This is a genomic window from Nostoc sp. LEGE 12454, from assembly GCF_056620565.1.
The window spans coordinates 33,190-51,400 of the sequence record NZ_JBWQXL010000045.1 but is presented as its reverse complement, the minus strand read 5'-3'; the positions used below and the strand labels follow the sequence as shown (position 1 = coordinate 51,400).

Here is an 18,211-nt window from a genome sequence, read left to right as displayed (position 1 = left end):
TTTTCCTACTCTTCTAATCTCTCAGGTCTGTGCAATAGCTGTCACCACAATTGCAGCGCTCACCCTTTGTCAATATCTGTTCGGCTGGAATCTGGGAATTGATGAGCTGGTGTTCCGTGATTCGCGAACTAGTATGGCGACATTGTATCCGGGGCGAATGGGGGTGAACACAGCACTGAACTTTATCCTGGTCAGCGTCGCCCTACAGATTCTGATTCATCCAAAAACCCACCGCAGTTATTGGTATGCCCAAATTATCGCTCTGATTGCTACTTTAATTTCCTTTCAGGCGCTGATGGGCTATGCCTACAAAGTGAAAGTTCTCTACGGACTTGCCCCTTATACAACATCAATGGCGTTACACACAGCGGTGTTGTTCCTCTTACTAAGTATGGGTATTTTGTGGGCGCGGGCAGAACATGGGTTAATGAGGGTAGTTACAAGTGATAGTTACGGCGGCTTACTTGCACGTCGTTTACTAGTTGCCGCGATCGCAGTACCTTTTATATTAGGGTGGGTAATTGTTGAAGGGCAACGAGCAGGACAATACGATCCGGCATTTGCAGTATCGGTGTTTGCGATCGTTCTGATTGTAATTTTTACTATTTTGATTTGGCAAAGTGCTAGGGTTATTGAACGCCTCAGCTATCAACGCGACCTTGCCCAAGAAGCACTGAGAACCTACGTAGCTAAACTAGGAAGTTTTGTAGATGCTAACGTCATCGGTATTCTCTTTAGCGATGTGTATGGCGGTATCCAACAGGCAAACGACGAATTCTTGAGGATGATTGGTTACGCGCGGGAAGATTTGTTAGCTGGTAAGTTAAGTTGGCGCAATATCACACCATCAGAGTATTTATATTTAGACGAGCAAGGTATCGCTGAAGCACAAGGAAACACCAACGCTGCTTGTACGCCCTACGAGAAAGAATTTATTCGCAAGGATGGCAGCCGTATCCCGATTTTAGTTGGTTACGTGCTGCTAGGAGAAAACCGCGAAGAGTCAGTAGCGTTTATCCTCGACTTAAGCGAACGCAAGCAAGCAGAAGCAGAGCAACAAAAATTAGTGTCGGTAGTAGAAAATAGCTCTGATTTTATCGGCATCGCCACCCTTGAAGGTCAATTACTCTACATAAATGATGCAGGTCAAAAGCTGGTAGGTCTTGCCAGCCTTGATGAAGTCAGGCAAAAAGCAGTATTAGATTACTTCATGCCCAAAGACAAAGCCTATTTTCAAAAATATATACTGCCGACTGTGCTATCAGAAGGGCGCTGGCAGGGAGAATTCTGCTTCCGGCATCTCCAAACAGGTCAACCGATACCAGTTGATTACAACATCTTCACTGTTACAGATAAAAACACAGGTCAGCCAATTGCCTTAGCAACGGTGACTCGCGACATCAGCGAGCAAAAACAGGCCAAGGAACAAATATTACAACTAAACAGGCATCTACAGCGCCGCATTACTGAATTACAAACTTTGTTAGAGGTAATTCCTATTGGAATTGGCATTGCCGAAGATCCAGAATGCCAAAATATTAAGGTCAACCCTTCTTTTGCCAAGCAGTTGGGGATATCCTCAGATGCAAATGCCTCCCTCAATGCTCCCTTGAATGAAAGACCAACCAGCTTTAAAATCTACCGCGAGGGAAAGGAACTTTCAACAGAGGAACTCCCAATGCAGTACTCTGCTGCTCATGGTGTCGAAGTTCTGGATTTTGAAGTTGATATAGTCCATGACAATGGCAAAATCGTCAACTTGCTGGAGTACGTTGCACCCCTGTTTGACGAAGAGGGTAAAACCAGAGGAAGCGTTGGTGCATTTTTAGATATTACGGAGCGCAAACAAGCAGAGGAAGTACTTTTAAATCAGCAAAAATGGCTAGAGGATGTGTTAAATCTGATGCCAAGACCGTTGCTGTTTATCGAACCAGGAACGGCGCGGGTAACTTTTGCCAACCGCTCTGCTGACGAATTAGCTGGGGGCGAATTTCCTAAAGGTGTACCAGCCGCAGAGTATCATACAGTTTACTACTACACGGATGCCGCTGGCGATCGCATCCCCAATGAACTTATGCCAGGTGTGCGGGTTGCCCGTGGCGAACGCCTGAATGCATTGGAGGTGGACTGGCATACTCCCGCTGGTGTGCGCTCTCTACTAGTATTTGCTGATACCTTGCCAGCAATGCACGGTCATCCGGCTACCTGTATTTTGGTGTTCCAAGAAATCAGCAACCTCAAGGCTGCACAAAAAGCACTCTCATTAAGTTACAAAAGGCTAAAGCTACTATTTGACACAGCCAACGATTTATTATCGAGTCAGCAACCAGTAGCACTAATCGATAGCGTCTACCAAAAACTCTCAGACCAAATTGGTTTAGATATTTACTTTAACTATTTGGTTGAGGATAACTCTCAGCCAATGCGGCTAGAGTCTTACAGTGGCATTTCCCCAGAACTGGCAAACCAAATCGAGTCGTTGGGATTTGGTGAAACAGTTTGTGGGACTGTAGCCCAGGAACGTTGTGCAACCGTTCTAGAGAATGTGCAGCAATCAATTGACCCGAAAACAGAATTGATTCGTTCTTTAGGTATTACTGCTTATTATGCATATCCATTGATCGCCCAAGGACGGCTATTGGGTACTCTTTCTTTTGGCAGCCGCACTCTGTTGAGCTTCACCGACAATCAAAAAGGGATGATGCAAGCAGTGTGTGACCAAATAGCGATCGCAATGGAACGGGCTAGTTTAATTGCTTCTTTGCAACAACAAACTGAGCAGTTACAAGAAGCCAACCGGATGAAGGATGAGTTTCTAGGGATATTATCCCATGAATTGCGATCGCCCCTCAATGCCATCCTTGGCTGGGCACAATTACTGCAACGAAGCAAGCTCAGTGAGGCCCAAATGGCTAGAGCAACGGAGACAATTGAGCGCAACGCCAAAGCGCAAACCCAGCTAATTGAAGACCTGCTGGATATATCGCGGATGGTTAGAGGCAAGTTACACCTTGATGTCCGTACTTGTAATTTGGTTCCCATAATTGAGTCAGCCATCAAGACTGTTAGTTTAGCCGCCCAATCCAAGGAAATCGATTTGAGATTTTCCCTAAGTCCCTCAAAAGAAACGCGAAATTCAGATTGGGAATTAGGAGTTAATCACGAAAATCTCGAATTTTCAGCAGCACAATCCCAAACCAATCAACATTTAGAGGACAGCAAGCTGGGTGAAAATTCTCAATATTTAGTTTCCGGGGATTTCGAGCGCTTGCAACAAATCATCTGGAATCTGCTATCCAACGCCATCAAATTTACACCCGTTGGCGGAAGGGTAGAGTTGCAATTGTCAGTGGTTAGTGGACAAGAAAAACAACAGACAACGGATAAATATGCCCAAATTCAGGTGATTGATACAGGCATTGGTATCAGCCCTAATTTTCTTCCTTACGTTTTTGATCGCTTTCGTCAAGCTGATAGTTCTAATACTAGAATCTATGGTGGATTAGGACTAGGATTAGCGATCGTCCGTCATTTAGTAGAATTACATGGTGGGACTGTGTACGTAGATAGCCCAGGCAAAGAACAAGGAGCGACGTTTACCGTCAAACTACCACTACTGAAGAATGCCCACCTCAGTTCTTTTGCCCCTCTGCCCCCACCCCCCTCTGTTTAGTCAGCGACATCAGTATGCCCCACGAGGATGCGAGAACAAGAGGGAATTCCAGCTGCAACGTTGACAGATGATGCCACTACGAAAGACCGATTGATTATTGTAGAGACGGCGATTCATCGTGTCTCTTGCCTTAACCGAACAGTATTAGGACGGACTTATAGCGGTTCTCAGTTGAGTGAGGTACAAGAACCCCACCCCCAACCCCCTCCCCGCTCTTCGAGAGGGGGCTATGATGTACCTCATGTGATTAGTAAACGCTATAGAAATGGGGCATTGAGGAATATGAATTAAATTCTCCCCTGTGTCTCACGAGCTTTTTTTCTAATCTCAAAATTTTTTATATCTAGCAGTCCTAAATCATTTGTGAAAATTATATATCTCTTTCTTCCCTTTGCGTCCTTCTCTAGACGCTACGCATTAACATAGTACAGCACGGCGTAAATAAACCACCCATTCAAAACCAATGAAATGCTTACGCTGTATTAATTTTGAATTTTGTTAGCGCAGCGTTAGCGAGTCCGCGTTCGCGCAGCGTCTCGTAGAGAGCGTCATTTTGAATTCCGCCTTGCGGTAATAGTGTCTCCTAGAGAAAGCGGTTCGTTGCCTTATCTATATTTTTCATGAATCAAATAGGACTGCGATAATGTCCGAATAATTAGTATGATTCCCATAGTAGTTAACCACTTACCTACTACGTGCTGGGATTTAAGTAGCCCTTCTACTTACCGAGACTCAGGAGGTTGTTGCAGGCGTAATAGCGTATTGTAAACCTGCTTTTTTAAGATAGTATTATTTTGTAGTTCTATAGTAATTTTATTGAACTGTTCAAATTTCAAACCATTATCTTCAACAATTTTTTGAGCGTGGTTACAGTAGTTCACTGCGATATCTTGAGCCTTCTTTGGAAGACCATTTATGCTGTTAGAATCGTTGCAAACAATCTGGGGAATTTCTCCATTGCCAATAAGTTTTTTAATTTCTTCAAAGGCATTTTGACGGGCTGGCTCCATTGCTAGCACGGCTTGAGCGTAACTGTTGATTTCAGTATTGTTAACTATTGGTGCTGGAGTTTGAGCCTCAGCTTTAGAACTCAATGAAAAAGCGTTGGAAATCACACTCACAGTAGCGATCGCACCGAAAAATAACGATCGCGACAGGGTTCGCTTTCGGCTAGTTCGGGAAAATAAATCAGAAATTTTCTTCATATAGTGTATGACACGAAACTACATCAGGGATATTATAAGAACTTTGAATTATTTTCAGAGTTGGAAGTTCCAGGAACTGCTCAATACATCAAGCTTTTATATTTAATTGTCAATTTCCTCGGCATACTTGACAAAGTTCGATAACTTTGGTCTGGAGTGTTGACATTTCTGATGCTCCTTGCTTAAGGCTAACCTCTAATTCCAGCAGTAGGGGTAAGCAAAAGATTAACTGTTGCACAGAAAGCAGCTTAATTTCTTGCTGTAAGAAGTAAATTCGTTTGGGATTACCGATGTCAGCGGCAATAGCGATCGCTGATTGATTCCGTTCCCCACTTTCTATCATAATCTTTACCCACAGCCAGGTGCGAAATTGTCCAATCAGCGTCGCAACTATCCGTAATCCCGGCTCGGAAGCATTGCTCAAATCTGCCAGTGTTGTCAAAGCTTTAGCTGTATCTCCTGTTCTAATTGCTGCTGCTAATTGTAAGCTATTTTGAGTAGTATTTCTTACTAACTTCGTAACAGTATCTATGTCTAAAGGCTTATTGCTACCTTGGACATATAGCCGTAATTTCTCTAACTCATTGTAAAGAAGCCGTGTATCATTGCCTACAGATTCTGCCAACAGATGGGAAGTATTGGCAGTCAGTTTCACCCCCACTGTCTGGGCTGCTTGATTAACAGATTGCACCAGTAATTCTGTTTTCCAAGGTGGGATGAGAGGAAATTCTCGGAATTCGGTAGCAAACTGTTTTAACAATTTCGTGGATTTGAGGCGTTCATCTGGCTTATTGCGGCTGGTGAGCAATAAAAATGAGTTTTCGGGAATCACAGGTAGCGATCGCCCCAATTCTGTCAACACATTCTCTGGGCAGTGCTGACACAGAGTAGTGTTGATCAGCCATACCAAGCGCCCACCAGCGCCAAAAGTAGGCGTCATCACCTGATTTAACCCCTGAATAGCAGCATCAGCCCGATCTGGGGAAAATGCAGTGTAATTAAAACTTGTCCATAGGGGATCGAGGACGCGATCGCGCAAAAGTGCGATCGCCTTTTCCATCGCAAAATCATCTTCACCCCAGTAAACATAGATTGGCATAGATAAACCTTGTAGTAGATGGGGAATGGGGAATGGGGCATGAGGCATTGGGAATTGGGCATTGGGCATTGGAAATTGGGGATTAATTATTCTCCCCTGCTCCTCTGCTCCCCTGCTCCCCTGCCCCCCTGCTTCATCTCCCAACTCCCAAAAATTAAATACTTTTGAAATCATTCTCTTAATCAAGGTAATTTTCCCTAAAATCTATCAAGTGAGAGCGTGAGGCTATGAAGATTGGACGACAACTATCAAACTTACTTAAATCGGTTAGCAAGACTGACGCTGCCAGAAGCCTACAGATCCCAAGCCCAGCATATTCAGGAATCTTCTAAATTTCAGCTAAATTCTGGGTTGAGACAAGCGGCATCCTTTCCTGGCTATACGCTAATTACCCCGCCGGCAGAAGAAGAATCACACAACTCTGCTTTCTATGCCAAATTACAAATTTATCAACAGGAACTTTTGCAGTTACCTGTAAACCGTAATTTGATTGTACCTGTACCTCCTGCTAGCTTCCATCTGACTTTAGCGGATTTAATTTGGGACAATGCTTACCTTGATGCCTACGAAAAAAATCCTAAATTTGACGAGGAGTTACACTCTTGTTTAGCTGAAATATTTCAAAAATATCAACAATTGATGACAAACAGGAGTCATCCAATTAAATGGCAAATGCTGGGACTAATACTGATGCCAAGAGCTGTAGCCATTTGTTTAGTCCCCCAAGATGAACGCTGTTACGAGGAAATTATTCAATTTCGCCGAACAATTTATCAAAATCCCAAGTTAATTGCCTTGGGTATTGAGCAGCATTATCACTTCACAGCCCATGTTACATTAGCCTATTTTGGGGAGGTTCCATCTGACCTAGACCGCATAAACTTCAGCACTATGCTTTCTCAATTGAATGAAGAATGGCTGTTGAATTTGCCAGAATTTTTGATCGATCGTGTTGAATTACGAAAGTTTGACAACATGACACACTATTATCGTGAATCAGACTGGCCGATTTTGGATTTTTAATTAATTAGTTAGTAGTCAGTAGTTTCTACTCACTGACTACTGACTACTCATTATTAATTAACTTAAAATTTGGGTTGTTGATAACCGAGGTAAACTGATTCTAAAAAAACATCAGGCGTAACAGCTTCTGGCAATTTTTCTAAATTAATAATAGCTTTAACTTGCTCGGCTAGCTTGAGAGATAGTGAGGCTCTTGCCTTTAACGACATTGCGCCACGTCGCTGTAAATACTCGCGAATCACAGCAAAATCATCTGGCATCAATTGTGATAAATCAGCAATCTCTATTAACTGTTCGTGAAGTCCTTTTGCTTGTTCTGAAATTGTCAATTTTGCGGATGCAGTCGGTGTTTGGGCTTGAATTACAATTGTGCCAGCAGCCAAATCACCTAAGCGCTTTTCGCGGCTACCCAACATAATTAAAAAAGCACCGATAAACAAAGTTTCATCAAAGGGCCGCAGTAAAGCACGTAGCGTTGCTTGTTGTAACCCGATCAGTCTACCATCATCTCGAACTACGCGAATTTTCGCAAAGCGTTTACCAGGAGTTTCCCCAAACCATAAAGTTTCAAAAAATACAAAGTAACCGATGTAAATTGCAAAGGCAATAATGAAGAAAATTGCTAACAACCAAATATCTAAACTTGTTAAATTTTTAAAAAAATATTCAACAAAACTTAACAGCTGTGTCGAGAAGACACTCCAAGTAAAGACAAACAGAAGCAAAGTTACACCCAACACTGTATAGTCAATCAGGAGTGCCAAAACTCGATTACCGATTCCTGCTAGAGTGAATTCCAACTCTACACTTTCTGGAGTCTGGAATGTGATGCGATTAAAAAAGCGCATATTTTAACTAATTCAAAATTAATAGAGTTGGATTAAGATCTTGAGTTAACGAAAATCTTGCGAGGGAGGTTCTCGTAATTGCAAACCTAGACCTTCACGCCGACTACGCAAGTCCAAGTATAAAACAGCTTTTAGTGCTTGCCAAAATGGCATGACTAAAACTCCACCGATCAAGCTTCCAATCACAGAAATAAGATTAACAATCGAGTAAATAGCAGTACCAGGCTCAAGCCTGATTAGGAATAAGCTAGGTATATAATTTAATACAAACACCAACGGCAATGTAACGATAAAACCAACTAAAACAATGCCTTGAACGCGAAAGACTGAGGCTTTAGTTAGCTCCCAACTTCTGGCAACACTTTCGCCACCATTGATATTTTCTTCAACTGCTAAGGGCACTTCAGCTACTATCCAACGGGAGTAAAACCAGGTTAGTCCTAACAATATAATGCCTGCCGTTACAATTATTGTGACTATAATGCCTGAACTACCTAATATTCCTCCTAATGCTACTCCGATCAAGCTAGCGACTACACCGCCCACGATCGCTAATCCAAGATAAATTATTAGTAAAGATATACCTACTTGAAAACCAACTCTTAAAAATGACCAAAGGCGTGGATTAATATGACTTCTGGCAGTTTGAACACCTTCAGGCTGGTAAATCAATTCTCCAAAAGCCAAGCGTGAAATTAGTCCAGAGATGGCTGCATATTTTGCCCAACCATACACAGGAACTAGAACCCACAAGTGAGCGATCGCAGCTAGATTAAGATAAGTCTTCAAATGAGAACGATACAACCGTACCGCAGCACTGACAACGTTACCGATACTCAGTGGTTGTATCTGACCGGAAGATCCAAAGTTTTCAGACATAATGCTAAATTTCCCTTGAAATTACGGAGATGAATTTGAGGCTATCTTAAGCTAAGTTAAACTCAGTGTTCCCAAAATTCATGAATATTCAACGTTGGATTGCGCGACGAGAACCGAATTGGCAGCGTTTAGATGCCCTATTAAGGCAGATAGAAAAAAAAGGGTTAAAGTCTTTACGGGCAACAGAAATTAGAGAGTTAGCGAGTTTGTATCGTTCTGTAGCGGCAGATTTGGCACGTGCCCGCACTCAGCAAATCGGCAATACTTTAATCCAAAGTTTACAATCTTTAACAACTCGTGCCTATACGCAGATTTACCAAGGTTCGCGGCGACAAGAATGGCAGGCAATCCTAGAATTTTATCGTTGGGGATTACCATCTGTAGTCCAGAAATCATTTGTATATATTGCTGTGGCAACGGCGCTATTTTTACTAGGCGCACTAGTGGCTTGGTGGTATTCTTGGCAAAACCCCAGCTTTATGCCTTTGATTGTACCTGAAAGCTTGATTACCAAGGTGCGAGATGAGCATAAATTATGGATGGGTTCAATTGTCGGTGTTGAACCTCTGGCATCCAGCGGGATCGCAATCAATAATTTGTCGGTGTCTTTTGGGGCTGTCGCCGGTGGCATGACGGCTGGGCTATACACAGCCTATTTGATGGTATTTAATGGTTTATTAATTGGTGCTGTTGCTACTTTAGTTGGTCAAAATAATCTGGCTTATCCTTTTTGGGCCTTTGTGTTTCCGCATGGTTCTTTGGAATTACCCGCGATCTTTTTTGCTGGCGGTGCGGGATTTTTATTAGCAAGAGCAATTTTATTTCCTGGTAAATATCGCCGTGGAGATGCACTGAAATTCTATGGTTATCAAGCAGTGCAGCTAGTATTCGGGATTGTACCAATGTTGATTATTGCTGGTGCGATCGAAGGATTCTTTTCACCTAATCCTAGCGTACCTGATGCAATTAAATATCTGGCAGGAATAGGATTATTTATACTTTTGGTGCTGTATTGTAGCCGCAAGCAAAAATGAAATAATTTAGATAGCGGCTGATTGGCAAATTGAAAAATATTTTAGAATAAGGCAAATACTAACTATGTAAATAAATCATCATAAATTGAAGCTAGGATAATCATGGTACAAACATCAAATAAAAGATTGACTCTAGAAGAGTTTCTCGCACTACCAGAAACTAAACCGTATTGTGAATACATTGACGGTCAAATCATTCCAAAACCTATGCCTCAAGGAAAACATAGCACTATTCAAGGAGAACTCTGTCCTACAATCAATTCTGTTATCAAAGTCCAAAAAATGGGTTGGGCTTTTCCAAAATTACGTTGCACTTTTGCAGGACGTTCTATAGTTCCCGATGTCGCTGTATTCTCTTGGGCAAGGCTTTCTGTAGACGAAAATGGTGATATTGCCAATACATTTGCCGCAGCACCCGACTGGATAATTGAAATTCTCTCCCCCGAACAAAGCCATACAAAAGTTACAAAAAAAATCTTACACGCTCTCAATCACGGAACTCAAATGGGTTGGTTAATTGACCCTGATGAGCGGTTCATTGCTGCTTATCCTGCAAGACAACAACCTTTACCTTTTGAGGAAATTGAGTCTGTTTTACCAGTGCCAGAATTTTGTCAGGGGTTACAGTTGACGGTAGGTGATATTTTTGGATGGTTAAAGGTGACTGCGTAACAAATATTTTGTTCAACCCAACTTACTATTTTTATACTGAAAATATATATGCCAAAACGCATCATCACCGAACTATCTGATGAACAACAGGCAATGCTTCCTATTTATAGAGACAAGTGGCGATCGATAGAAATATCAACTGAATCAATTGAGCAAGAAAAAGTCGCAACAATAATCAAAGCTGCTTATACGGTAAGTAATTATCCTGAATCTGACATATTATTACAGTTTATCTGCTGTATAGCTACTGCATGGCTACGTAATTTCCATGTATATCTCCTTTTGGGGGTAACATAGTGAAACAGCGGCGCTAATTTGTACTACTTTACCTAGTCAAGTTTTGTTTCACACGTTTTAGGAATATGAGTAAACTAATTCCAGCCATCAGAGTCAAAAACTTCAGCTTCTCTTACGACACTCGAAAGATAGTTGAAGGCGTGTCAATGGATATTTACCAAAACCAAGTCACGGCAATTATTGGTTCTAGTGGTTGTGGAAAGTCTACTTTTCTTAAATCGTTAAATCGCATGAGTGAATTAGAAGCAGAAGTAAGGGTTGAAGGAAGAGTAGAATTTTTTGGGCAGAGTATTTATGAGCGTCGCGTTAACATCAATCGCTTACGTCGCCAAGTTAGTATGGTTTTTCCCAAGCCAAATCTTTTTCCCATGAGCGTTTACGATAATGTTGCTTATGGGGTGAAATTAATTGGATGGCATCCAAAAGTAGAATTAGATGGGATTGTTGAATCTGCCATCAAAGCTGCCGAACTTTGGGATGAAGTGAAAAATAAGCTGCACAAATCTGCTTTAGAGCTTTCTGGTGGTCAACAGCAAAGATTATGTATTGCCCGTGCTTTAGCTGTCAAGCCTAACGTTTTGTTGATGGATGAGCCTTGTTCAGGTCTCGATCCTATGGGTAGTATGAAAATCGAGAATTTGATCCATAACTTGCGTTCTGAGTTGACAATTGTGATTGTTACTCACAACATGCAGCAAGTTACTCGCCTATCTGATTTTACGGCTTTCTTTTATAGTAATGAAAATCGTATTACTCAAATGGTTGAATTTGGTACTACCAATAAAATCTTTACTAACCCTGTAGATTCTCGTACCCGCGACTATGTTTTCGCTCGTGTCAGTTGAAGCGCTTCTTAAATTCTAGCTATTCAGAGGGTTAATACATAGTACAAGCGGAAATGAGGGATTAAATTGAATTTCCGCTTGCTTTAAGTTTTTCTGGTGTTGGGCAATACGAACCGACATTGACAGTACTTTTTTATACTATATACTTAAAGAAAAGTATCTGCTCTAGACCACCTGAATTACAAAATGAAATGTCCCCGGTGCGAATCTACTTCATATCGTCAAAATGGTCGTCGTAATGACAAGCAGAATTACCTCTGCAAAAATTGTGGTAAACAATTCATTGAGCCTGCATTCCCTCATTCCTTGGAAAGTGGCTTGCTTGCTAATAGCAACGGACATAGTAAAGTATCTACGGCTGAAGCGACGGAACTTTCTTTAGTAAAAAACCTGCCAGAAGAAAAAGTCACAGAGAAAGGCCTTGGCTCTTTTAATTTTATATTAGTTGAAAAACTGCTGCAAACTATATTATCGCCTGATTGGCTAGAATCTGCTGCGTTCAATCAATTACTCCTCAAAACTCAGCAAAAAAATGAAATTAAACCTAAGCTAGAAATAGGAATCTCTCTTCTACTTTTAGATGTAGAAAACTTAAAATTAGATATTAATTCAGAATTATTTTTAGCCAGTGTTTGTGAACATCCTCTCCAAGTTAAAATGGCATTTGCTAACTGGAAAAATCCCAGTATTGGGAAGCAAGATATTGAACTATATAACCGTGGCTATCAACTTGTCCATGTGCCTGAAGGTAAAAATAGTGCTGATGCAAAAATGATTGCATTCGGTGCTTGTATCTTACGCTCTTATCCAACAGTTAAAGAAATATTAGTCTGTTCTAGCGATGGAATTTTAATTCACCTATGTAACGAACTCCAAAACCAGGGATTAATTGTCTATTGGGTACGTAGACAAGGGCAAAGTTTGAATATAGAAAATCGGAATACTAGGAAATTAACTCATTATTCCTTAGCAGTGGCAACAGAAGTTCCATCCTTGGAGAAAGTGGTTGATACAATTCAAGATTTAATTAAAATTGAACAGGAATCAATCAATACTCGATTAAACAGTTTAGTGGCTGTTGCTACTTTATTTCAAGAAAAATGTGATATTAATATTCAAGATAATTCAAAGCATCCAGAGAATGAGAAAGTCATTCCTGTGTTAGATAACTCTTTTACAGAATCTATTCAAGAAGTAAAAAAAGAAGGTTTGACAAAAGTTATTAATGGAAAGGTATTAGATAAATTAATATTAAAAATTATTCAAGATATACAAAAACAATCTCCTAGAAGTAAATTATCTGTGTCGAAATTAGGTACAGAGATACGGAAAATAACCGGAGAATCTCCTAATTCAATTATTAAAAAACTAAAGTTAGGTTCCAATTTTACTAAATATTTAGAATCATCTCCTATATTTACATTAAAGGCGAGTGGCAAGGAGTATGAGGTAATGGCGCTACTCAGCGAGTAAATACTTTCTAGATGTCTAGGTACAACCTGAGCCTGTAATTCTGTATTATGTAAAAAGATGTAAAGAAATGTAAATGATAGAATGCAGGATAAAGTTGTTGTTATTGTCGGTGCTACTGGTGGTATTGGTTCAGCTTTAACACAAAAACTTGCACCTACCGGAGTCCGGTTGGTATTGGCTGCGAGAGATACGGTGCGTTTAACCACATTGGCTGCTGATTTACCAGGACAAGTTTTGACTGTTCCCACCGATATTACTGACCCCCAACAGGTAGATACTTTGATAGAAAAGACCATCGCTGAGTTTGGTCAAATTGATATTTTAGTGAATGCAGCTGGTGCTGGTATACTCAAGCCCTACAACAGCCTGGAACCCGCTGATTTAGACAAGATGTTAGATGTCAACTTAAAAGGTAGCTTTTACACCACTCAAGCGGCTGCTGAAGAAATGCAAAAGCGCAAGTCTGGTCACATCTGTAATGTAGTAGGAATTCTGGGCAAGCATTCGATGGGGATGGCAGCAGCTTACTCGGCTTCTAAGTTTGGTGTTGTCGGTTTTAGCAAGTGCATGGCAGAAGAACTCAAGCGTTTTGGTATCAAGTTCACGCTATTCTACTTTGGTGGGGTAGATTCTCCTTTTTGGGATAATGTCAACCTAAAAGTAGACCGAAAAAAAATGCTTAGTCCTGAAACTGCTGCCAATGCGATTTTCTTTGCTCTTTCTGCCGAACCGCAAGCTGTGCCAATGGAAATTAACATTCAACCTGATAGTCATTTATTCTTTTAGAGTGGGAGTACGCTTACATAATTCTTGCTTAGGAAAGAAGTGAAAATCTAGCAAAAAAGGCAAAATTTACAGATATATAAACTGTTATGCTTGATTTTCAATATCTATGAAAATTGATCGCGTTCATTTCTATGTAGAAGATGCCAAAGTGTGGCGAGATTGGTTTGTACGCCATCTTGGTTTTCAAGCAGTCACCGATCGCATCAGTTCATTTCACACTTGTACAGAAGTGGTGAAAAATGGTGATGTCTGCTTTTTTCTGTCTTCACCCCTGTTACCTACAAGTCCAGTAGCTGAATTTCTGCGTCAATATCCACCTGGCGTGGCAGATGTCGCTTTTGCTGTCGAAGATGTTGAAGGCGCGATCGCACTAGCTCAAAAACACGGTGCTACAATCCTACAACCCATTCAGGAACGCCAAGAAGGTACGGAATTCATCAAATGTGGCAAAATTGCCGCTTGGGGTGGACTGACTCATACGTTAATAGAAAGGTCATTAGTCAGTAGTCATCCGTCATTAGTTTTTGACAAAGAACAAAAGACAAATGACAAAGGACAAATGACAAATGACAACACTTTTACCGCCATAGATCACATAGTCTTAAACGTGGCAGTTGGTGAATTGGATCGTGCTGTGGCTTGGTACGAAAAAATTCTAGATTTTCAACCCCAGCAGGCATTTAAAATTAAAACCAATCGCTCTGCTTTACACAGCCAGGTGATGGTTTCGCGCAACGGTAGCGTCCAATTGCCAATTAATGAACCTGCTTCTAAAAATTCTCAAATTCAGGAATTTCTAGATGTCAATCGTGGGGCAGGAATTCAACATATTGCCTTGCGGACAACTAATCTTGTGAATGCGATCGCTAAATTTCGTGCCAGTGGTTTATCCTTACTCTCGGTTCCCCAAACCTACTACTCGCAGCTAAAACAGCGACCAGGAATCACCCTATCACCTCTAGAACTAGAAGCGATCGCTCAACAGGAAATACTGGTGGACTGGCAAGAAGATACTCCCGCAGAAGGAGGAAATGCCGCACCCTTATTACTACAAATTTTTACCCAGCCAATATTTGAACAGCCGACATTTTTCTTTGAGTTTATTGAACGTCGTTACCAAGCTCAAGGTTTTGGCGAAGGTAACTTTCGCGCCTTATTTGAAGCCATTGAAAGCGAACAAATTAAACGCGGTACTTTGCAATGAGGTCATTGTCGATACTTTCTTAAAAAGAGTTTACAAAAAAACCTTTAGCTAGACTTGATACCCTCAAAAAATAGCCATACATCTGAGATAAACTTAATAAAAATTAACTTTTACCGCCGATGCTAAGACTTATTACTGACTTCGACGGCCCAATTATTGATGTTTCCGAACGGTACTACCGCGTTTATCAATTCTGCTTAGAAAAAACCCGTCGCCCAGATCAAGTAGTGCAAGAACTTCCGAAAGCGGAATTTTGGCAGTTAAAGCGATCGCGTGTTCCCGAAAAACAAATTGCGCTAAATTCTGGGTTAGACGAAGCCCAAGCCCAAGAATTTGCCCAGTTGCGGCGGCAAACTGTGCATACAGAACCTTACTTTCACTATGACACTCTCGCGCCTGGTGCTGTGGATGCACTGTTAAAAATTCAACAAGCTGGAATTGATTTAGCAGTTATGACCATGCGCCGAGTTCGAGAACTAGATTATGCTTTCAAAAAACACGATTTAGGGAGATTTTTCCCAGAAAATCGTTGTTATTGCTTGAGTAACGACTACGTTAAAACTCGCGATATTGAAGATAAGCCCTTGTTAATGGCTAGGGCATTAAAAGAACTGCCTCCGGCTGCTGATACCTGGATGGTGGGCGATACGGAAGCTGACATCACCGCTGCGAAAAATTATGGTATTAAGGTAATGGCTGTAGAATCCGGGATTCGCGATCGCACTCAATTAGAACTTTACTACCCCGACTTAATTGTTCAAGATTTTAGCGCTGCTGTAGATTTAGTTCTAAAAGCTAAACACCTTGTCTAAAAGGCTCTGTACTTGCAACATATTCAATTAATCGGCATTCGGGTTGCAAATTAAAATAGGAGCCAGAATAGGTATTCTGACTCCTGACTTTTTATTTTAGAAGAACACACATAAACCATGTCTTCTTTATCGAAACCTGCTTACGGCGGTGATTTAACGTAGAAAACTACTAACTAACCACAACAATATAAACGTCACTACAGTAGAGAACTGATTCGTTTCCAGACTGATAAATGATATTTGTGGTAAGAGCCAGCTAGCAATTAGTCCCCCAACGATTAGGCCAATTATTAAACTGACCAGGGTAAACAAAACTGCTCGGCCAAATTTGCCTTCCTTGCGATTAAGAAAGTAAATACTAGTGCCTACGCCAACCACCAATGCTAACTGCAAAACCCGATCGCCTCCCTCTGGATAGAACAGGCTAATAGAACTCAAACCGAGAAACCAAGCTCCTGGTAAGAGTATATCCGCAGGCGTTGGCTGATCCAGCATCCGTTGCAGCCATGCGGGTGACTGCTCGCGAGGGGTTGGACTTTCTTTAGGAGGCGATTGCACTCGCAACTCTGGAAACCGTATCCGCTCAGGGACTTTGATTTTACCTTCCTGGCGCATCCGTAAGCGATCCATTAAAATCGCATCGTAAGCCGCCTCAATCACTTCTAAATGCTTGGCATCGCCATTATGTTGCTCGAATAGGCGATTACGAGCATCCTGAATTTCATCGAAGCTAGCCTCTTCTGATACCCCAAGTTTTTCGTAGGGATTTTGATCGCTCATGGGAGTTTGTTACTTCAGCCTCAATCAGCGGCAGTCTTTTATCGAATAAAAAACAGTTTTAGGTTTTATTTTGATCGAAACTAAAGTCTCGACCTATTTATATGCCCTACCAGGATAGTAGCACGGGTTAGTTTGATCGACTTTGTAATTTCAACTATAGTCACTTTAACATATCGCTATAACTCCGTGTATACCCTCATGTCGTTGTCTAATTCTGGCTCTAATCTAGAATTTGAACGGAGAGTACCTAAAAGTCATGGTTTTTATGAAAAAATCAACTTTAATGTTTCAAATTTGGCAACTTACTGTGCCCTAAAATAGTTTTTTTTAATTATACTGAATAATCGCTTGTGGTATATATCCACATATCGATTTAAAATTGAAACGTTTTAAGTTACCAGCTAACTGGGATCGAAAAGGTGTCTTGCTATCAAGAACGGTTGCAGTTAAAGTCTGAGCGCTTATATACTGTTGGCTAAAAGAAGTTTCGCCTTCTCATTGCCCACAATCCTGATTAGAGTATTTATTTTAGAACGATCGGGATTGTTATACCGTAGCCATGTAGATTCTTAGTTAGTCCTAAAGTGGCAACTGCGTTTTTACGCAACTCTCTTGTTAATCTTACGAATTTTTGTGCAAAGTAATGGTCATGGCTCCTGCCAAGATTCTTGTAGTTGACGACGACCCTGCGGTTCGGAATTTAATCCAACGCTTTTTGATTAAACAGAACTATCAGGTGGAGGCTGCCGAAGACGGAAAGACAGCCTTAAATCTATTTGAGCAATTTAACCCCGATCTGGTAATTCTAGATGTGAATTTACCAGATGTCACAGGGTTTAACCTCTGCCAAGAGATGCAAAGTCGTAATGGTGTTTTTGTTTTGATGTTGACTAGCCGTGCTGACGAAGCTGATAAAATTCGCGGCTTTGCTAAAGGTGCTGACGACTATCTCACCAAGCCTTTTGGGCTAGGAGAGCTAGAAGTCCGAGTTGGGGCTATTTTGAGGCGTCAGCGAGTGATAACTACGGCCGAGCAGAAACGCTTGGTATTTGAAAAACTTATGATCGATCCAGTGCGACGGGAGGTAGCACTTAATAACCAAGCAGTACCCTTAACTGCTCTGGAATTTGACTTGTTGCATTTTTTAGCTAGTCATCCAGGCCGAGTTTGGCGGCGGGCAGAACTAATCCAAGAGGTGTGGGATTATGAATATGTAGGCGACCAGCGGGTTGTAGATGTTCATATCGGCCAAATTCGCAAGAAGATTGAAATTGATGCTAGTCAGCCAGCATTAATTCAAACTGTACGTGGCGTAGGCTATAAGTTTGAATCTGCTGCTCACCCCCAGCAGTTGGAAGGCAAGTCCTGAGTTTATAGTCTAGAGTTTTTTAACTCTTGACTGTTAACTCTTGGGGGAGCCATTAGTGAATTTCTTTGGCTTTAGTAAAAAACAAATTTAGACAATCAAAATAGGTAGATATTCCTCAAATACAGACCAAACAGTTATTTGAGATATTTATTTATCTATTTAAAACAGTGGACAGGGGAGAGAGTCCATTGGAAAATATTTCTTTGTATGTG

At 41.2% G+C, this 18,211-nt stretch carries 17 protein-coding genes; 12 read left to right on the top strand and 5 right to left on the bottom strand.

From position 1 onward, the window contains the following. The first annotated feature begins 16 nt into the window (after nucleotides 1-16). Nucleotides 17-3,673 carry a PAS domain S-box protein gene (locus AC1F2U_RS28685; protein ID WP_480264229.1) on the top strand — a complete coding sequence of 1,219 codons (3,657 nt, stop codon included), beginning with the start codon at nucleotides 17-19 and terminating at the stop codon, nucleotides 3,671-3,673. A 27-nt stretch (nucleotides 3,674-3,700) separates the two neighbouring features. After that, nucleotides 3,701-3,964: a hypothetical protein gene (locus tag AC1F2U_RS28680; RefSeq protein WP_480264225.1), complete on the top strand. Its 264-nt coding sequence runs from the start codon at nucleotides 3,701-3,703 to the stop codon at nucleotides 3,962-3,964. Nucleotides 3,965-4,395: 431 nt separating this feature from the next. On the opposite strand, the gene AC1F2U_RS28675 is transcribed toward AC1F2U_RS28680, so the two are convergent. Both AC1F2U_RS28675 and holA read right to left on the bottom strand, forming a co-directional pair. Next, nucleotides 4,396-4,878 (bottom strand): DUF4168 domain-containing protein, encoded by a 483-nt coding sequence (locus tag AC1F2U_RS28675; protein WP_480264224.1) that lies wholly within the window; start codon nucleotides 4,876-4,878, stop codon nucleotides 4,396-4,398. 109 nt (nucleotides 4,879-4,987) lie between these two features. Continuing rightward, entirely contained in the window at nucleotides 4,988-5,977 is a 990-nt protein-coding gene (holA, locus tag AC1F2U_RS28670) for a DNA polymerase III subunit delta (protein ID WP_480264228.1), read from the bottom strand. Nucleotides 5,978-6,211: 234 nt separating this feature from the next. On the opposite strand from holA, the gene AC1F2U_RS28665 reads away from it, so the two are divergent. Further along, nucleotides 6,212-7,000, top strand: coding sequence for a DUF1868 domain-containing protein (locus tag AC1F2U_RS28665; protein WP_480264223.1), 789 nt, complete (start codon nucleotides 6,212-6,214; stop codon nucleotides 6,998-7,000). Nucleotides 7,001-7,062: 62 nt separating this feature from the next. On the opposite strand, the gene AC1F2U_RS28660 is transcribed toward AC1F2U_RS28665, so the two are convergent. Continuing rightward, nucleotides 7,063-7,848 (bottom strand): RDD family protein, encoded by a 786-nt coding sequence (locus AC1F2U_RS28660; protein ID WP_480264222.1) that lies wholly within the window; start codon nucleotides 7,846-7,848, stop codon nucleotides 7,063-7,065. A 45-nt stretch (nucleotides 7,849-7,893) separates the two neighbouring features. Continuing rightward, entirely contained in the window at nucleotides 7,894-8,727 is an 834-nt protein-coding gene (locus AC1F2U_RS28655; protein ID WP_480264221.1) for a hypothetical protein, read from the bottom strand. Between the two features lie 80 nt (nucleotides 8,728-8,807). On the opposite strand from AC1F2U_RS28655, the gene AC1F2U_RS28650 reads away from it, so the two are divergent. The 8 genes from AC1F2U_RS28650 (at nucleotide 8,808) to AC1F2U_RS28615 (ending at nucleotide 15,850) form a co-directional block, all read left to right on the top strand. Next, nucleotides 8,808-9,761: a stage II sporulation protein M gene (locus AC1F2U_RS28650; protein ID WP_480264220.1), complete on the top strand. Its 954-nt coding sequence runs from the start codon at nucleotides 8,808-8,810 to the stop codon at nucleotides 9,759-9,761. Between the two features lie 102 nt (nucleotides 9,762-9,863). Continuing rightward, complete coding sequence (locus AC1F2U_RS28645; RefSeq protein ID WP_480264219.1) at nucleotides 9,864-10,433, top strand: Uma2 family endonuclease; 570 nt, start codon at nucleotides 9,864-9,866, stop codon at nucleotides 10,431-10,433. Nucleotides 10,434-10,481: 48 nt separating this feature from the next. Continuing rightward, nucleotides 10,482-10,730, top strand: a complete 249-nt coding sequence (locus tag AC1F2U_RS28640) for a hypothetical protein (RefSeq protein ID WP_480264218.1) — start codon at nucleotides 10,482-10,484, stop codon at nucleotides 10,728-10,730. Nucleotides 10,731-10,795: 65 nt separating this feature from the next. Further along, nucleotides 10,796-11,575: a phosphate ABC transporter ATP-binding protein gene (locus tag AC1F2U_RS28635; protein ID WP_480264217.1), complete on the top strand. Its 780-nt coding sequence runs from the start codon at nucleotides 10,796-10,798 to the stop codon at nucleotides 11,573-11,575. A gap of 186 nt (nucleotides 11,576-11,761) precedes the next feature. Next, nucleotides 11,762-13,048 (top strand): IS1/IS1595 family N-terminal zinc-binding domain-containing protein, encoded by a 1,287-nt coding sequence (locus tag AC1F2U_RS28630; protein WP_480264216.1) that lies wholly within the window; start codon nucleotides 11,762-11,764, stop codon nucleotides 13,046-13,048. Nucleotides 13,049-13,129: 81 nt separating this feature from the next. Next, nucleotides 13,130-13,834 (top strand): SDR family oxidoreductase, encoded by a 705-nt coding sequence (locus AC1F2U_RS28625; protein WP_480264215.1) that lies wholly within the window; start codon nucleotides 13,130-13,132, stop codon nucleotides 13,832-13,834. A gap of 106 nt (nucleotides 13,835-13,940) precedes the next feature. Continuing rightward, a complete protein-coding gene (hppD, locus tag AC1F2U_RS28620) occupies nucleotides 13,941-15,038 on the top strand; it encodes a 4-hydroxyphenylpyruvate dioxygenase (RefSeq protein ID WP_480264214.1) in 1,098 nt (365 codons plus the stop codon). 119 nt (nucleotides 15,039-15,157) lie between these two features. Further along, the gene (locus AC1F2U_RS28615) at nucleotides 15,158-15,850 is read left to right on the top strand and encodes an HAD family hydrolase (RefSeq protein ID WP_480264213.1); all 693 of its coding nucleotides are present in this window, start codon (nucleotides 15,158-15,160) and stop codon (nucleotides 15,848-15,850) included. Nucleotides 15,851-16,003: 153 nt separating this feature from the next. On the opposite strand, the gene AC1F2U_RS28610 is transcribed toward AC1F2U_RS28615, so the two are convergent. After that, a complete protein-coding gene (locus tag AC1F2U_RS28610; protein WP_480264212.1) occupies nucleotides 16,004-16,630 on the bottom strand; it encodes a CPP1-like family protein in 627 nt (208 codons plus the stop codon). A gap of 649 nt (nucleotides 16,631-17,279) precedes the next feature. On the opposite strand from AC1F2U_RS28610, the gene AC1F2U_RS28605 reads away from it, so the two are divergent. Continuing rightward, a complete protein-coding gene (locus tag AC1F2U_RS28605) occupies nucleotides 17,280-17,999 on the top strand; it encodes a response regulator transcription factor (RefSeq protein WP_480264211.1) in 720 nt (239 codons plus the stop codon). Nucleotides 18,000-18,211: the final 212 nt, after the last annotated feature.

Coding starts and splice junctions, on each gene's coding strand:
- AC1F2U_RS28680 (WP_480264225.1), top strand. CDS start 3,701: ATGCGAGAACAAGAGGGAATTCCAGCTGCAACGTTGACAGATGATGCC.
- AC1F2U_RS28675 (WP_480264224.1), bottom strand. CDS start 4,878: ATGAAGAAAATTTCTGATTTATTTTCCCGAACTAGCCGAAAGCGAACC.
- holA (WP_480264228.1), bottom strand. CDS start 5,977: ATGCCAATCTATGTTTACTGGGGTGAAGATGATTTTGCGATGGAAAAG.
- AC1F2U_RS28660 (WP_480264222.1), bottom strand. CDS start 7,848: ATGCGCTTTTTTAATCGCATCACATTCCAGACTCCAGAAAGTGTAGAG.
- AC1F2U_RS28655 (WP_480264221.1), bottom strand. CDS start 8,727: ATGTCTGAAAACTTTGGATCTTCCGGTCAGATACAACCACTGAGTATC.
- AC1F2U_RS28650 (WP_480264220.1), top strand. CDS start 8,808: ATGAATATTCAACGTTGGATTGCGCGACGAGAACCGAATTGGCAGCGT.
- AC1F2U_RS28645 (WP_480264219.1), top strand. CDS start 9,864: ATGGTACAAACATCAAATAAAAGATTGACTCTAGAAGAGTTTCTCGCA.
- AC1F2U_RS28640 (WP_480264218.1), top strand. CDS start 10,482: ATGCCAAAACGCATCATCACCGAACTATCTGATGAACAACAGGCAATG.
- AC1F2U_RS28635 (WP_480264217.1), top strand. CDS start 10,796: ATGAGTAAACTAATTCCAGCCATCAGAGTCAAAAACTTCAGCTTCTCT.
- AC1F2U_RS28630 (WP_480264216.1), top strand. CDS start 11,762: ATGAAATGTCCCCGGTGCGAATCTACTTCATATCGTCAAAATGGTCGT.
- AC1F2U_RS28625 (WP_480264215.1), top strand. CDS start 13,130: ATGCAGGATAAAGTTGTTGTTATTGTCGGTGCTACTGGTGGTATTGGT.
- hppD (WP_480264214.1), top strand. CDS start 13,941: ATGAAAATTGATCGCGTTCATTTCTATGTAGAAGATGCCAAAGTGTGG.
- AC1F2U_RS28615 (WP_480264213.1), top strand. CDS start 15,158: ATGCTAAGACTTATTACTGACTTCGACGGCCCAATTATTGATGTTTCC.
- AC1F2U_RS28610 (WP_480264212.1), bottom strand. CDS start 16,630: ATGAGCGATCAAAATCCCTACGAAAAACTTGGGGTATCAGAAGAGGCT.
- AC1F2U_RS28605 (WP_480264211.1), top strand. CDS start 17,280: ATGGCTCCTGCCAAGATTCTTGTAGTTGACGACGACCCTGCGGTTCGG.